The sequence below is a fragment of the Micropepsis pineolensis genome (assembly GCF_055392125.1).
In genome coordinates this window covers 2,106,939-2,123,380 of the sequence record NZ_AP042408.1, presented here as the reverse complement: position 1 = coordinate 2,123,380, position 16,442 = coordinate 2,106,939, and the positions used below count along the sequence as shown (strand labels likewise).

The 16,442-nt window shown below is 57.7% G+C and carries 12 protein-coding genes; 9 read left to right on the top strand and 3 right to left on the bottom strand.

Annotation, left to right across the window (positions count from 1 at the left end):
- Nucleotides 1-57: 57 nt before the first annotated feature.
- On the bottom strand, nt 58-1,398 hold the full coding sequence (locus tag ACZ5RI_RS09420) for an alkaline phosphatase family protein (protein ID WP_464511806.1): 1,341 nt from the start codon (nt 1,396-1,398) through the stop codon (nt 58-60).
- A gap of 272 nt (nt 1,399-1,670) precedes the next feature.
- Between ACZ5RI_RS09420 and ACZ5RI_RS09415 the strand changes: the two genes are divergently transcribed.
- The 4 genes from ACZ5RI_RS09415 to ACZ5RI_RS09400 all read left to right on the top strand — a co-directional run bounded on the left by ACZ5RI_RS09415 (nt 1,671) and on the right by ACZ5RI_RS09400 (nt 8,220).
- Nucleotides 1,671-4,187 (top strand): TonB-dependent receptor, encoded by a 2,517-nt coding sequence (locus ACZ5RI_RS09415; RefSeq protein WP_464511802.1) that lies wholly within the window; start codon nt 1,671-1,673, stop codon nt 4,185-4,187.
- Nucleotides 4,188-4,374: 187 nt separating this feature from the next.
- Entirely contained in the window at nt 4,375-6,990 is a 2,616-nt protein-coding gene (locus ACZ5RI_RS09410) for a TonB-dependent receptor (RefSeq protein WP_464511798.1), read from the top strand.
- A 242-nt stretch (nt 6,991-7,232) separates the two neighbouring features.
- On the top strand, nt 7,233-7,868 hold the full coding sequence (locus ACZ5RI_RS09405) for an OmpW/AlkL family protein (protein ID WP_464511794.1): 636 nt from the start codon (nt 7,233-7,235) through the stop codon (nt 7,866-7,868).
- Between the two features lie 196 nt (nt 7,869-8,064).
- Nucleotides 8,065-8,220: a hypothetical protein gene (locus ACZ5RI_RS09400; protein ID WP_464511790.1), complete on the top strand. Its 156-nt coding sequence runs from the start codon at nt 8,065-8,067 to the stop codon at nt 8,218-8,220.
- On the opposite strand, the gene thpR is transcribed toward ACZ5RI_RS09400, so the two are convergent.
- Both thpR and murJ read right to left on the bottom strand, forming a co-directional pair.
- A complete protein-coding gene (thpR, locus tag ACZ5RI_RS09395; protein WP_464511786.1) occupies nt 8,217-8,768 on the bottom strand; it encodes an RNA 2',3'-cyclic phosphodiesterase in 552 nt (183 codons plus the stop codon). The genes ACZ5RI_RS09400 and thpR overlap by 4 nt on opposite strands.
- A complete protein-coding gene (gene murJ, locus ACZ5RI_RS09390; protein WP_464511782.1) occupies nt 8,768-10,294 on the bottom strand; it encodes a murein biosynthesis integral membrane protein MurJ in 1,527 nt (508 codons plus the stop codon). The genes thpR and murJ overlap by 1 nt, the downstream gene beginning before the upstream one ends.
- Before the next feature lie 267 nt (nt 10,295-10,561).
- Between murJ and ACZ5RI_RS09385 the strand changes: the two genes are divergently transcribed.
- From ACZ5RI_RS09385 to ACZ5RI_RS09365, 5 genes are all read left to right on the top strand, one after another.
- Complete coding sequence (locus ACZ5RI_RS09385) at nt 10,562-11,323, top strand: Bax inhibitor-1/YccA family protein (protein ID WP_464511777.1); 762 nt, start codon at nt 10,562-10,564, stop codon at nt 11,321-11,323.
- Between the two features lie 495 nt (nt 11,324-11,818).
- Nucleotides 11,819-12,763, top strand: coding sequence for an ABC transporter ATP-binding protein (locus ACZ5RI_RS09380; RefSeq protein ID WP_464511773.1), 945 nt, complete (start codon nt 11,819-11,821; stop codon nt 12,761-12,763).
- Nucleotides 12,760-13,497 (top strand): ABC transporter permease, encoded by a 738-nt coding sequence (locus ACZ5RI_RS09375; protein WP_464511769.1) that lies wholly within the window; start codon nt 12,760-12,762, stop codon nt 13,495-13,497. The genes ACZ5RI_RS09380 and ACZ5RI_RS09375 overlap by 4 nt, the downstream gene beginning before the upstream one ends.
- The gene (locus ACZ5RI_RS09370; protein ID WP_464511765.1) at nt 13,497-15,344 is read left to right on the top strand and encodes a GldG family protein; all 1,848 of its coding nucleotides are present in this window, start codon (nt 13,497-13,499) and stop codon (nt 15,342-15,344) included. Before ACZ5RI_RS09375 ends, ACZ5RI_RS09370 begins: the two co-directional genes overlap by 1 nt.
- Nucleotides 15,341-16,414, top strand: coding sequence for a DUF4340 domain-containing protein (locus ACZ5RI_RS09365; RefSeq protein WP_464511761.1), 1,074 nt, complete (start codon nt 15,341-15,343; stop codon nt 16,412-16,414). The genes ACZ5RI_RS09370 and ACZ5RI_RS09365 overlap by 4 nt, the downstream gene beginning before the upstream one ends.
- Nucleotides 16,415-16,442: the final 28 nt, after the last annotated feature.

Below are 16,442 nucleotides of genomic sequence, written 5' to 3'. Positions count from 1 at the left end.
ATACCTGCCTGCCCCGTCTGCTCAAACCAATAAACTATAAAACAGTAGCTATATAGCCTATTTCTCGACCTGCAGGGGCTTACCCATTGCGGTGGGAAGCGACACATCCATGATCTGCGCCAGCGTCGGGGCGATATCGCGCATATCGATCTCGCCCAGCGCTTTGTGGGCGATGCCGGGGCCTTTGATCATAAAAGTGGCGCGCATTTCCGGATGGGTCGGGAAATAGCCGTGCGTCCCTTTAAGGCTGGATTTTGACACCATCGGCACCACGATGCTGTCGCCGCCATAATAGCCCAGCGTATAATCGACAAAGAAACTCGCCTTGGCATTACCGCCCAAGGCTGCGATGCCCTTGGCGTCAATCACCTTGGCCACACCGCTTTTGGGGTCTGCCGCCAGTTTATCCAGCACGGCTTTGACCTTGGCCTTCACCGCTTCATCCGCGGGGTTGGCCAGCACGATCAGCGAGGAACCACCGGCATTCCACGGCATTACCTGCCAGGAAACGACCTTCTTGCCGTCTGCATCCAGTTTGACCAGCCCGGCATCAACAAACGGGCGGACCAGATTGACTTCCTTGTCCACGGCGGCAAAACCGTGATCGGAAACAATGGCAACAACCACATCCGGCTCGGCCTTTTGCGCCGCCGCTATCAAAGCGCCAACCGCACTATCGACCGTTTCAATGGCGGTATGGGCCTCGGGCGAGCCGGGACCGAATTCATGCTGTTCGCCATCGACACTGCTTAAATGCAGGGTGAAAAATTCCGGCTTTTCCTCGGCAATCATTGCCGCCGCCAGTTTGGCCTTGGCCACATCATGCTGGGGCTTTTCGCCAAACGCCGCCGCAACCGGAACCCCGGCCGCCTTGCCAACCACCGCACCAATACCAAACGGCACTGACAAGGCATCGATCAGCTTAAGGTCTTCTGCATTGGCAGCGCGCCAATATTCGGGAATGTTATAGTCGATCGAAGGATTGCCTACACTGACCGGCCAGCCCAGACTGGCGACCACCTCATGTTTGGCATGCACCACATCCCATAAGGTCGGCACCTTGATATCTGACGAATACCAGTACCAGCCGCCCATGTTCTTGTCTTCGGGATCAAATGTGGTGTTGTTGGCAATGCCATGGACCGCAGGCCACACGCCGGTGACCAGCGTGGTGTGGTCTGGATAGGTCACCGTCGGCAACACATTCTTCACGCCCGAAGCATAGGCCCCATCGCTGAGGAAGCTTTTCAGGTTGGGCACCTTAAGGCCCCGCTTATCCGCCTCGATAATGTCAAGCGGACGCAACCCGTCAATCGATACCATCAGCACCGGCCGGGCATCGGCCGATACGCTCACCATCAACGCGGCAGCCGCCGCAGCCCATATCCGAAACTTCATAAACCAGCCCTTTTGTGATAAATACCGTTTGCGATTTGTTGGCTGCAAAATCGTTCAAAATTGTGACAGTTACATGCACGCTGGCAGGCGCTTTGAACTTTTCCTGCACAGTGGTGACCGATATGACCATGGAGTGCCTGCAACACTCTGACTTTAATAGCTTCTTTCTCCACAAGATCGCCCCAAACAGGATTGACAGAACACCCAAGGCAGTGCTGTCACGGAACCATCATCATTGGCTGCTGAAATCAGCATCTGTTTGCGGGGGATATATGTCGCGAAAGTTTCAATGGGTGTCCTATGCCGTACTGGCATCTTTGCTGGTTCCGGCCGGGGCCGAGACGGCCGACACTGCCGGGGCAGATTTTGGCAAGATCGAAACCGTGGTGGTGACGGCGCAAAAACGCGCCCAAAGCCCGGTTGAGGTGCCTTTTGCTCTCACCGCCTATAGCGGCGATTTCCTTGCAAACGCCCGGTTACAGGATTTTAGCAAGCTTTCGCAGTTCGTGCCCGGTTTCGAGGTGCAGGACCAGTCCCCCAACAATCCCGGTTTTGTCATGCGCGGCATCACCTCGGATTCCAACGACTCCACCCAGGAGGCCCGCGTTTCGGTGTTCGAGGACGGGGTTTCGGCTTCGCAATCCCGCGGGGCCTATTTCGAGCTGTTCGATGTCGAGCGTGTGGAGGTGGCCAAGGGGCCACAATCGACCCTGTTCGGCCGTTCGGCCCTGATCGGTGGCGTCAACGTCATCACCAACAAAGCCAATCCAGACAAGTTTGAGGCCGAGGCCACCGGCGAAATCGGCAATTATGATTATCACATGGTCGACGCCATGGTGAATATTCCGCTGTCCGATACGCTGGCGGTGCGGCTTTCGGGCCGTTACAAAAGCCGCGACGGCTATACCAAGAACCTGCTCGGCGGCGAAAACTTCAATTCGGTTGAAACCGGGGCGGCGCGTGCCTCGATCGCCTGGCGTCCGTCGCAGGATTTCAGCGCCGATGTCATTTTCAATTTTGAACGCGATACCCCCAGCGGTACGGGCTTCAAATCGGGCGAGATCGTGCCGTTTGATCCCACCACCGGCACGGTACTGGGCACCACCGATCACAACACCGGCGCCGCGCTGGCCAGCCCCGAAGGCTTCGAGCATAACAAAAAACTCGGCCTTGACCGCAATTTGTACAGCGGTACGGTTATTCTCAATTACCATCTGAACAACAGCTACAGCGTCAGTTCGAACACCGCCTATCGGCGGTATGAATCCGAAGAAGTGTTCGATCCCGATGGCACCGCGCTGCCCATCGTCGCCATGGCTGAAGACGCCCGCGGCGATCAGTTCAGTCAGGATATCCGGGTCAATTATGACCATGGCGGTCGCGTCAGCTGGTTCGGCGGCGTCAGCTATTTCTACGAAAACGATTCCTCGCGCATCCCGATTCAGATCGACGAGCCGCTGCTGCTGGCACTGTTCACCGGGCAGGTTTCCTATGCCCACCCGCAGCCGACCGCCTATTACAACTCCGCCGCCTATGTGGCGGGATATACGCCGGTTGAATTACAGGCGCTGGCGGGGGCCTATGGCGGCAGCATCGACAGTACGACCGCTGCGGGGCTGGCCAGCAACCTCGACAGTGCCCATTGGGAGCAATACACCACCTATGGCAAGACCAAATCGGTTGATCTGTATGGCGATGTCACCGTGCGGCTGACCGACAAGATCGAAGCGCAGGCGGGTTTACGCTTCTCGCACGACGACAAGCAAAGCGCCTATGCCGCAATGACCGATGGCCGCTCGGTTCTGGGTGGCATGTTGGGATCGCTGAGCCAGAGTGCGTCGGTGCGCGACGCCCTGCTCTATTATTTATCGCAGAGTTATGAAGCCGCCATTCCGACTTCGGTTCTGCCGAATTTTGGCATCGTTACCCAGCCGACGGCGAATAATGGCGATAAGATCAGCCAGAATTATCACGATAACGGGCTCGCCTGGCGCGCCACCCTGCGCTATGCCGCAAGCGAGACCAGCAGCCTCTATGCCACCTATGCCCGCGGGCGGCGGCCCGATGTGCTGGCGGCCAGTTCGCCATCGACCCCGTATGGCGATCCAACCTTCACCAAGCTGAAAAGCGAAACGGTGGATTCCTATGAAGCCGGTTACAAGACCATAACGCTCGACGGTCACCTTCGTGCCGATATGGCGGTCTACTACTATAGTTACGACAACTTCCAGACCACCGTCATTCAAAATGCCCAGCAGGTCACCACCAATGCCGGTAAGGCCAGCGCCTATGGCGTTGAGGCGTCGGCCGATTGGGTTGCCACCAGTTGGGCCGATCTGTTTGTCACCTACACCTTCAGTCATGCCCGCTTTGGCGGCGACAGCATTTATCGCGGCAACCGCTTCCGGCTGACCCCGGACCACAAACTGTCGATCGGTGCCACGCTGCGCCAGAAGGCGCTTGATGGCACCTTCTCCTTGATGCCGACCTATACCTGGCAGTCGAAGATCTATTTCGACGATGATAATGACATTGCCTCGGAGCAGACCTCGCATTATCTGCCCGACACCAAGCGCGATGAATTCCAGGGTGATTACGGCCTGTTCGGTCTGAGCTTAAGCTATCAGCCCGATACGATGCCCTGGTCGCTGCGCTTCTTCGTCAGTAATCTGTTTAACCGCAAATTCATTAAAGACGCCGGCAACACGGGTGATGCTTTCGGCATACCCACCTTCATTGCAGGCGAGCCGCGATTTGTCGGCACCAGCCTGACGGTGAAATTCCCTTAAAGCTTTTCACCACCGACAGCTTGCGCATTTGAAAAACACGCCCCCACGGGCGTGTTTTTTTAATACCACAACGCCACCTCAATTCTGGTTGTCACGCGAGTGACACAACCGCTACACGATAGTGTCACAGCCCTCCCCTAGCGATGGCAACGCTGATTTTTGCGCTTTGCGCTTGAAGGGGAGTCACATGTCCGTAAGGTTTCACCTTGTATCCTATGCCGTTCTGGCCGCGCTGGCCGTATCGGCCGCTTATGCCGATACCGATGCCGCCACGGTAATGGAAACCGTTGTCGTTACCGCGCAGAAGCGCGAACAGAATCCGATCGAGGTTCCGCTGGCCATCACCGCCTATTCCAGTGATTTCATGAAGAATGTCGGCATTCAGGAATTCGATAAGCTGTCGCTATTCGTGCCGGGATTTCAGGTGCAAAACCAGTCGCCCAACAACCCTGGCTTCGTCATGCGCGGCATCACCTCGGATTCGGGTGATCCGACCCAGGAACCCCGCGTTGCTGTGTTTGAGGACGGGGTTTCGATCACCGCCACGCGTGGTTCTTATATCGAACTGTTTGATCTGGAACGTGTCGAAGCGGCCAAGGGGCCGCAATCGACGCTGTTTGGCCGTGCGGCCCTGATCGGTGGCGTCAACGTCATTCAGAACAAAGCCAACACCGAGAAATTTACCGCCGATTTTAATGGCGAAATCGGTGATTACGACTATCGTCTGGCTGGCGGCGCCATCAACATTCCGGTTTCCGACGAATTCGCCGTGCGTATTTCCGGCCGCTATAAAAGCCGCGATGGTTATGTCCAGAACCTCAACCACGGCACCAATTATAATTCGGTCAATACCGGTGCGGCGCGGCTGGCCATGGTGTGGAAACCCAGCGAAGCCTTCCGCGCGGATTTCATCTTCAATTTTGAAGAAGATTCCCCCAGCGGCACCTCGTTTAAATCCGGCACCTTTGCGCCATCAGATCCCACCACCGGCACTGTCGAGGGTACAACCGCGCACAACAGCGGTGCCACGCTTAATCAGCTTTCCAGCTTTGAAAATGGCAAGCGGCTCGGGCTTGACCGCACGGTATGGGATGGCAAGGCGCTCCTCAGCTATAAAATCAATGATGCCCTGACCCTGTCGACCACCACGGCCTATCGCCGCTTTGATTCTGAAGAAGTCTTCGACCCGGATGGTTTCTCCAAACCGATTCTGGAAGCGGCAGAAGATGAACGCAGCGATCAGTTCAGCCATGAAATGCGCCTCAACTTTGATAATGGCGGACGCATCACGGCCTTTGCCGGTGTTGATTATTTCTATAACAACACCTCGCAGCGGGTGCCGCTACAGTTCGACGAGTTTGGGATGCTGGGCCTTTATATGTGGGGCAACTCGACCTCGACCACCAAGGCGGCGCTGGGCAATTATCTGCAGAACTATTCCACCACGGCCTATGACACGGCGATGAAAACCGTGGCGACCAGCTATCTGGCCAGCTCGCTCTATTCGAGCTATTATTCGGCCTATTACAATGCGCTGGTCGGCAGCTATGGCAGCACCGTCGCCAGCGCTTATGCCAAAAGCTATGCTACCAGCCTGTCATCATCCTATGGTTCGGCGCTGGCTAGCGAGATGAAAACCAACCACTGGGAAGAATATACGCTTTTCGGCAAAACCAAATCCGTTGACCTTTATGGCGATGCCACGGCCAAGCTGACCGAAGATCTCGAACTTGATGTCGGCTTGCGCTATACCCATGACGACAAGCAAAGCGCCTATGCCTCGAAGATCGGGGACCGTTCAGTGCTCGGCCTCATCCTCAATGGTGGTTTGAGCAGTGTCATGGGCTCCAGCACAGAACTGGCCAAGCTGTTGTCATCGACCGCCGTCAGCGCCACCAGCCCGGACAGCGCGCTGGATTACGGTATCATGACCCAGCCGACCGTCGGCAACGGTAACAAGATCGCCCGCAATTACAGTGATAACGGCTTAGCCTGGCGTCTGGCGCTGCGCTACAGCGTGGCTGATAACAGCAGCATTTATGCCACCTATGCCCGCGGTCGTCGGCCCAAGCTGTTAAGCGCCTCCTCGCCGGACACGCCCTATGCGGATCCGGATTTTTCCAGCGTGCACGCCGAACAGGTCGATTCTTACGAAATCGGCTACAAGACCCTGACGCTCGATAATCATCTGCGTCTGGATGTGGCGGCCTATATCTATGACTACACCCACTTCCAGTCGACCAAGGTTGACCGCAGCGGTTCCACCCAATCCTTCGTCAGCTTTGATGCCGGCAAGGCCGAAGCCTATGGCATCGAAACCAGCGCCGATATCGTGCTGACCAACTGGGCTGATATGTTCGTCACCTACACCTATAACCGGGCGCGGTTTATGGGCGACAGCCTCTATCACGGCAATCAGATGCGCCTGAATCCAGACCACAAGTTATCGGTCGGTGCGTCGCTGCGGCGTAAGATTTTTGACGGCACCGTCACCATGCTGCCGACCTATACCTGGCAGTCAAAAATCTATTTTGACGACGATAACGATATCTCTTCGGAACAGAATAATCTGCTGGCCGATACCACACGCGATGAAGTGCAGAAACAATATGGCCTGTTCAATTTCCGCCTTACCTTCCAGCCCAACGACAAGCCATGGAGCATCGGGCTGTTTATCGACAACGCCTTCAGCCAGAAATACATCAAGGATGCTGGCAACACCGGCGACAGCCTTGGCATTCCCACATTTATCGCCGGGGCACCACGCTTTGTCGGGGCCAACGTCTCGTTTAAATTCCAGTAAGACTGGTAAATTCCAGTAAGGCCGGTAAATTCCAGTAAGACTTTCAAAAACGAATTTTTAGGGGCTGTGGCGTAGGCTGCAGCCCTAACTTTTACAGCACAACCATGGAGTTTATAACGCAACACAGAGTGGTAAAACTACTTATTCCACATTCGTAATTTGATATATATCATCAATTTACATTTACATTAACGTCAATAAATACATAGTTGCATAAGATATTGTTGAATGTGGAGATTGTAATGAAGCACACGCAAATTCTGTTAGCGACGGCTTTAAGCGCCGCCACAGCCCTCGTAACGCTGGCAACACCAGCAGCGGCGGAAGAAGCCCCCGGCACCATTTTTGTGCGGTTACGCGCCCTGGAAATTGTCCCTGATGTCAGCTCGCATGTCGGCAGCAGCACCGGGCTGGTCAACATCACCGACACCACCATCCCGGAAATCGACATCAGCTATTTTTTCACGTCGCACTGGGCGGTCGAAGTTATCGCCGGAACCGATAAACATTCGATCTATCTTAAGGATGGCACCTATCTGGGCAGCAGCTATCTGTTGCCGCCGGTTGTCGCGCTGCAATACCATTTTGACCAGATCGGCTTCCTGAAGCCCTATCTCGGCGCCGGGCCGCAATACACGTTCTTTTACAACAAATCGAAGGACGGCGCGCTGGGCAAACTCCATCTCACCGATGGCTTTGGCTTTGCCTTGCAGGCCGGTACGGATATTCCGCTGGGGGATTCCGGTGCCTTCCTCAATATCGACGTCAAAAAGGTCTTTCTGCAGACCACCGCATCGTTCGGCGCAGCCGACACGGTTACCGCACACGTCAATATCAATCCCTGGCTTATTGGTGCTGGCGTCGGGATTAAATTTTAACTGTTCTGTACACGCCTGCCGCGAAAAAGACGATCCTCAAAGGCCGTGTATTAACGATAAGCACGGCCTTTTTCCTATTCTTTTGATGGCCACTTAAGTCAAGTTTGACCTCTTTGTGGCGTACGCTGGAACGCGATGATATCAGCTCCCATATTGAAGGGGGACCGGATAGGCCGGCCCCGATGGGAGCGCCACAATGAGCATTGCCGACGACACCTGCGACAATGGCCGTACCAATTGCAGCAAGCTTTCGCTTGGTCGCTGGGCATACAGCCATGGCTTTTTGCTGTCGATGATCGGTGTTGTGGCGTTCTGGGTGGTGTTCGGCAGCGTGTTGTATTTTCTGGTCTAAGTGCCAGACACTCGCGCCGGGGCCAACGGATAGACCCGTTCCACCTGATACTGGCTGCCATGATCGCCGGGCAGACTGGAAAACAACGTAAAAGCTGAAACCGTATACGCCGGACTGGCAAACAGACCATTTTCGCTGGCAAAGGCCATAACGGCCCTGCGCGGGCTGGCGGTCAGCCGGGCAATCGTGACATGCGGAATGTATTTGCGCCCTTGCGGTGCCAGCCCGATATGCTGCAGAGCAATTTCCACCTTGCGGTTCAGATGCTGTAGCGGCGCTTCGTCCGCCACCCCGGCCCACAGCGAATGGGGCATGCGCCCGCCGAAGAACCCGACGCCCTTCAGCTGCAGGGGGAAGGCTGCAGCTACGATACTGCCAAGCGTATCGTCAATCAGATTGGCGGTCGCGCCATCTGTCTCGCCAATAAAACGTACCGTCATATGCAACTGTTCACGGTGTTGCCAGCGCGCGCCGGGCACCCCACCTTCAAGCGCCAGAACGGCATCCGCCACATCTTGCGGTAAAGACAGACCGACGAACAGACGCATCAGCGCCTCCGGGGCAATGGCAGACGATGGCGGAACACCGCCACCACCATAAGATACCCGGCAACACTTAAAACAATCGCACCAAACAGCGCCGTCAGATCGTGCCACAGCCCCGCCGCCACCACGTGGTGGCCAAGCAACGCCCCGACCCACGCCCCGGCCCCGGCCACCACCGCCGCCAGTACCGACGGGATCAGCGAGCGGGTAAACACCGGCCCAATGGTGATCAGGCTCTGCCGCCGCGCCATAACAACAAGACTGGTCACGTTGATCCAGGCCCCAATTGCAGTACCCAGTGCAATCCCGGCCACGCCCAGACCAAAGCCCCAGACAAAGACGAATTTCAGCGCAATATTGATGGCAAACGCCAGCAGCGTGGCCCGCATCGGACTGTTGGTATCACCACGGGCATAGAAGGTCGCCGAAACCGAACGGATCATCACAAAGGCGGGCAGACCGACCCCATAGCCAGCCAGCGCCATCGCGGATAACCCGGCCGCCGCAGCATCAAAATGGCCATGGGCAAACAGCGCCCGCATGATGACATCCGGGATCAGGAAGAACACCGCCACAAAGGGCAAGGTCAGCAACAGCCCCAGGGCGGCGGAACGGTTCTGGGCCGCATCAGCCCCGGCCCGGTCGCCCTTGGCCAGCAGGTTCGCCATTTCCGGCAGCAGCACGGTGCCCAGCGCAATGGCCAGTGTGCCGGTGGGAAGCTGGTTGATGCGGTCGGCATAATACAATGCCGTCAGCCCGCCAATTGGCAGAAAGCTGGCAATCACAGTATCGATAAAGACGCTGATCTGCACGCTGGCCGAGCCGACCGTGGCCGACCCCAGCGCCAGCAGGAATTCCTTCACCCGTGGCGTCCAGCGCGGCAGACGGATATGCAGGCGCAATGCCTGACGCGCCGCGGCGGTCGCGATAAAGGCCAGTTGCACCACACCGCCGATGAACACGCCACAGGCCGCCGCATGGGCGGCCGAGGGAAACCAGCTTGCCCCGAACAGGCAAACCATCATGGTCAAATTAAGCAGGATCGACCAGGCCGCCGCCGCCGCGAATTTGCCCACCGCGTTCAGCATTGCCGACAGCTGCACCGACGACACCGTCATGATCAGATAGGGAAAGGTGATGCGCGACAGCTCGGCTGCCAGTTGGGCCTGACCGGGATGCGCCGAAAAGCCAGGGGCCAGAATGGCGATAATCCAGCGCATCGCCACCATGGCGACGATCAGCAGGAAAAGCTGCGCCGCGATCTGCCACGAATAGACCTCGTCGGCAAAGCGTGCGGCCTCCACAGCCCCCTCACGGGTGTTGATGGCGGCATAGCGCGGCAGGAAGGCATTATTGAAAGCCCCCTCGCCGAAGATCGACCGGAAGGTGTTGGGCAGACGAAACGCCGCCATAAAGGCGTCGGACGCCATCCCGGCCCCCAGCACATAAGCCATCACCATGCTGGACAAAAAGCCGGTCAGGCGTGACAGGGCGGTAAAGCCGGAAACGGTAAGCAGGCGTTTAAACATGAAAGCGCATAGGCCTTGTGAGAATCCCCGCTTGAGCTATACCCGGTTTGGCCCCTTAAGTGCAGCACCCAGCCCGTATCCGGGGCATTTGCTGTCCCCAGCCACAGGCATCCGGGCGACAAATCCGCCCCAAACCGGTGATAAGCGACCGTATCCTGCTGAAAACTCTGTGAATTAGCAATTTTTCAGTATCTCGTGCTTGAACCCGGCGCGCGGAACCACGATATTAGGGATCTAGCTGCTATTTCACCGCAGGAAGGATTAGACATGGCTGACTATGACTATCGTACCATCAGCAGCCGTACGGCGGCTGCCGAAGCCGGCCAGTACGACGCAGGGCTGCGCGCTTATATGCTGCGCGTCTATAACTACATGGCTATCGGGCTGGCGCTGACGGGCCTTACCGCCTACGCGCTGTTCAACGCCTCGGTCGTCACCGACCCCAGTGGGGCAATTCTCGGCCTGACCTCGCTTGGGCAGACACTCTTTGGCACACCGTTCCGGTGGGTCGTAGCGCTTGCCCCCTTGGGCGTGTTTTTCCTGCTCTATGCCAGAATTAACAAGATGAGCGTAGGCGCGGCCCAGGCGACTTTCTGGATTTATGCGGCACTGACCGGTGCATCGCTTGCCACCTTGCTGATGGTCTACACCCAGACCAGCGTGGCCAAGGTGTTCTTCATCACGGCGGCGACGTTTGGCACCCTCAGCCTCTATGGCTACACCACGAAAAAGGATCTGACCGGTTTCGGCTCGTTCCTGTTCATGGGGCTGATCGGCATTGTCATTGCCTCGGTCGTCAACATGTTCCTGCATTCCGGCATGATGGGCTGGATCATCTCGGTTGTCGGCGTCGGCATTTTTGCTGGCCTGACCGCCTATGACACGCAGGACATCAAGAACACCTATTATAGCGGCAGTGGTGACGATGCTTCCGTGGGCCGCCTGGCGATCATGGGCGCACTGCGCCTCTACCTCGACTTCATCAACATGTTCATCATGCTGCTGCAGCTGTTGGGCGACCGCCGCTAAAGATTTGCGCCATCGCAGAATCAAAGCCCCGACACACGCTGTCGGGGCTTTTTTTTAGTGTTCGTGTCACGAAGCTCAGCATTTCGTGATCTGTTTTTGTTCAATCGCCTAAAAAAACATCGAAAGTCATGAAAGTGCCATGTTTGAACCATGGCTTGGCCGTGATTACTTGGGATATTACATAAGTCGGTTGGCCATGTTGGGCCTCCTCCGTGGCAATTTTGCCCCCCAGCCCCCCTGTCATGGACTGGCTCGCGGCCAACCGACTACTTTCCCCTGAACTTCCCTTTGCATACTTAGTGGCTCGCGGCATTCCTGCCCTGAGCCATTTTCTTATATAGCGCCCTTTATCCCGGCCAATTTACAGCCGCCATGCGGACCATATGGCGGATAAGTAACCTTGCGTGGGGTTGCGAGCATACGGGCTTTGCCATTAAGTACGCATGCGTGTGGCGAAAGCGCGCTGGTTAGGCGCTTATCTGTATTTGCATATCCATGATCGAAATCGAACAGGTCAGCAAAAAGTTTGGGGCCATTGCTGCGGTTTCCGATCTGTCCTTTACCGCCGTCAAAGGTGAGGTATTGGGCTTCCTCGGTCCGAATGGCGCAGGCAAATCGACCACCATGAAAATGGTGGCGGGGTTTCTGCGTGCCGATTCCGGGCGTATCCGGGTTTGCGGACTGGATGTGCAAACCCGCACCCGCGCCGCACAAAGCCTGATCGGTTACCTGCCCGAAGGTGCCCCGGCCTATGGCGATATGACCGTGCGGGGCTTCTTACACTTTATCGCCGAGGCCCGCGGCATGGGCGTCCATCGCAAGAGCCGTCTGAATGCGGTCATCGAGCAGACCGGACTTACCACTGTGCTGGAGCGCAAGATCGAAACCCTGTCCAAAGGGTTCAAGCGCCGGGTTGGTCTGGCGCAGGCGATCCTGCATGACCCGGCAGTGTTGATTCTGGACGAGCCGACCGACGGCCTCGACCCCAATCAGAAACACTCGGTGCGCAGCCTGATCCGCACCATGGCGGCGGAGAAAACCATCATCATCTCCACCCACATTCTCGAAGAGGTTGAGGCGATCTGTAATCGCGCCGTAATTATCGACCACGGCCACGTCGTGGCCGATGGCACGCCGGGCGAGCTGATTGCCCGCTCGCGCTATCGTAACGCCGTCACGCTGGTGACATCTGCGGATGCGGTCGCACGCATCGAAGCGGCCCTGCATGGACTGGAGAAGGTCGCCGGACTGGAGCGCGTCACCAGCCCGGACGGCTTGGTGCACATTACCGCCTTTGCCAAAGCTGGCGCGCTGCTGATTGAAAGCATTGGTGCGCTGGCATTACGTGAAAACTGGCCGCTGCACAGCCTGACAGCCGAAGCCGGCAGGCTGGATGAAGTGTTCCGCGCCATCACCACCCATGACGGGGAAGCGGCATGAGGGCGGTTCTGACCATTTTTAAACGCGAATGGGCGGGCTATTTCGCCACCCCGCTGGCGACGGTCTTCATCGTGATTTTCCTGATTGCGATGGGCAGCTTCACCTTCTATGTCGGTCATTTTTACGACAACGGCATTGCCGATCTGTCGGTGTTTTTCGGCTATCACCCCTGGCTTTATCTTTTTCTGGTGCCCGCGCTGGCAATGCGTCTGTGGTCGGAAGAACGACGCAATGGCACCATTGAATTGCTGCTGACCCTGCCGGTGCCGGTATGGGCCAGCGTGACCGGCAAATTTCTGGCCGCCTGGGCGGTCACGGCGCTGGCGCTGGCGCTGACCTTTCCGATCTGGCTGACGGTCAATCTGCTGGGCGATCCCGATAATGGCGTCATCGCGGCGGGGTATATCGGCAGCCTGTTGATGGCAGGCGGCTATCTCGCCATTGGGGCCTGCCTCTCGGCCACCACCACCAATCAGGTTATCGCCTTTGTGCTGACTGTGGCGGTGACGTTTTTGTTCACCGTGGCCGGTTCGCCGATGGTGCTTGATGTCTTCCGCAGCTGGGCACCACCCGGCATGACCGAGGCGATTGCCAGCTTCGGCACCCTGACCCACTTTGCCAATCTGGCCGAAGGCGTGCTGGATGTGCGCGATGTGCTGTTTTTCGTCTCGCAGATCGGGCTTTTCCTGGCGATCAACACCGCCATTCTTGAGATGAAAAGGGGGGGGCGCTGATGACCTCCCGACGCGGTGGCGCACTTATTGCCATTTTACTGGCGATCCTGATTTTTGTCGGCTTCAACGTTGCACTTGATGCCTTTGTCACCGATGCGCGGCTCGATCTGACCGAGAATGGCCAGTTCACCCTGTCATCGGGCACACGAAAAGTCGTCACCGGCTTGCAGGAACCGATCCGTCTGCGTCTGTTCTATTCCAAGAAGGCGGCAGATGCCTATCCGCAGACCCGGGCCTATGCCGGGCGGGTGCGGGATCTGCTGGCCCGCTATGTCGCCTTAAGCCACGGCAAGATCGTGCTCGAAGGGATTGATCCCGAGCCCTTCACACCCGAGGAAGATCAGGCCACCGCCGCCGGAATTACCCCCGTTGCCACCGAGACAGGCGAGACGGTCTATTTCGGCCTGGAGGGGATCAACCGCATCGACGGCCACGCCGCCATCGGATATTTCGCGCCGGAACGCGAAGCCTATCTCGAATATGATCTGACCCAGCTGATTTACCGGCTGACCAATCCGGAAAAACCGCGACTGGCGATTTTATCGGGCCTGCCACTGGATGGCGGGGCCAGCGGGCGGGCGGCGACGGTCTATAGCGAGCTGACGCAGGCCTTCAATACCACGATGCTGCCTGCGGATTTCACCGCCATTCCGGCCGGGGTGCGGGTGTTACTGATCGTGCAGCCGGGCACCTTAACCGACGTGCAGACCTACGCCATTGACCAGTTTGTGCTCAAAGGCGGCCGCGTGGCTTTATTCCTTGATCCCGACAGTGAATGGTCCACCGCCGCGCATGGGCTTTCGCCAATGATGGCCCCGCCGGCCCCTTCGAATATGGCATCCTTGCTAAAGGCGTGGGGGGTTGGCTTTGATCCGGGCAAGGAAGTGCTCGACCTCAAAGAGGCCCAGAAAGTTCGCACCGCGAACGATCCCCACCACACCTTTGCACTGTATCCGGCATGGCTGCATGTGACCGAAGGTTTTGATCCCGAGGACCCGGTCAGCGCCAATCTGCAGGCGATGAATTTCGCCAGCGCCGGGGCACTGTTTGCCCGCAAAGGCGCCACGACCACGGTGAAATCCCTGATCGTTTCGTCCGACCGTGCTGCACTGGCCGATACCGCCAGCGTGCATATGAGCACGATGCCCGACGATCTGATCGGCAACATGACGACCAGCGGCAACCATTATGTGCTGGCCGCACGCGTCAGCGGCCCGGCCCGCAGCGCCTTTGAAAATGCCCCCGACGTGGGCGGCGCACCACAGGTCAAATCCGCTGCCAACATCCATCTGGTGATTGTTGCCGACACCGATCTGCTGGATGACCGTTTCTGGATCCGCGATCCGGGTGCCGCCGGGAATGCTCCGCATATTTTTGCCGATAACGGCGCGTTTGTGCTCAACATCATCGACAATTTAAGCGGCTCGGATGCGCTGATTTCGCTGCGCACGCGCGCCAGCGGCGAGCGACCCTTTACGTTGGTGCGTGCGTTGCAGGCCGATGCCGAGGCGCAATACCGTCGCGAAGCCGAAATGCTGGCCGCACGCTTACAGGAAACCCAAAACCGCATCCGCGATCTGCAGAACGCCGAAAAAGCCGCCAGGGGCAAGACCGGGGCACAACAGCAAACCGAAATCAGCCGGTTCCGCAATGATCTGATCCGTACCCGCACGGCCTTGCGTCAGGTTCAGCATAATCTGCGGAAAGATATCGATGCGCTGGGCGACGTTCTGGCGATCATCAATATCGTTCTGATGCCTGTTTTCGTGATAGTCTTCGCACTGATTGTTGCGGGCTGGCGCCGTCATCGTGCCCGCCGTACCTGGCGCGCCGGACAACGGCCATGACCCGGTTTCAGCGCCCCCGTCTGCTGCTGGTACTGGCCATAACCGCCGGTATCATGCTGCTGCTTGGGGTGTTGGCGGTGCAATGGCATATCCGCCATGCCGCGCAGCGCACGGCGCCACATCTGCTGTTTGCCGACCTCAGCACCAATCTGCATACCGTTACCGCGATCCGCATCGAATCCAAACGCGACGGTATTGTCGATGTGACGTTTCTGCCGTTACGCGGCTGGGTCCTCACCAAACACGGTGATTACCCGGCCTCGTTCGATACGGTACGGCGGCTGCTCAGCGCCCTGACCCAGATGACCACCGTTGAGCCGAAAACCGCGCGGCCCGACTGGTTTCATTATGTCGATCTGGACGCCCCGCCGGATGGCGCAGGCACCCGCATCAGCGTGTTTGACGGCACGGGCCACCCACTGGCCGATGTGATCGTCGGGAAACGGACCGACACACCGGCCAATGGCGCGGTTACCCTGTTCGTGCGCAAGGCCAATGAACAGCAAAGCTGGCTGGTGCGCAGCCCCAGCGATTTGCATATCGGTCTGGATGACTGGTTCGAGCGTCATGTCATCGCGCTAGATCAACGTCAGGTGGCACAAATCGAATTTATGCCGCTCTATGGTCCGCCCTACATTTTGCGCCGCCCCGCCCCCGGCCAGCCCTTTGATCTGTTCGGCACGGTACGGGCCAATTTCATCAAGGCCCCGTCCCAGCCGCTGGCAGACTATGTGGGCAAGCTCACCAACATTCCGTTCATCGATGCCGGTCCACAAGGCCAGTTTGTTTTCACCAGTCGGACGGCCAAAATCCGTATCCGCACCTTTAACGGCCTGATGGTCAATATCGAGGTCATTCGCATTGGTGCAGATTACTGGGCCCGCATCGACGCCAGTGCGGCCCCCGGCCGCCCGGAAGCCGAAAAACAGGCCACCACCATCAACGCCATGGCTTTCGACTGGGCCTTTAAGCTGCGCCCGGCCCAAGGGGCAATATTCCTAACCAGTCTGGATGGCCTGAAACGCCGGATTGCCCTGGCAACGGCGGAAACGCCCCCCCGGAAAAAGTAGCGGCAAATTTTATTACCCACGGATTTGA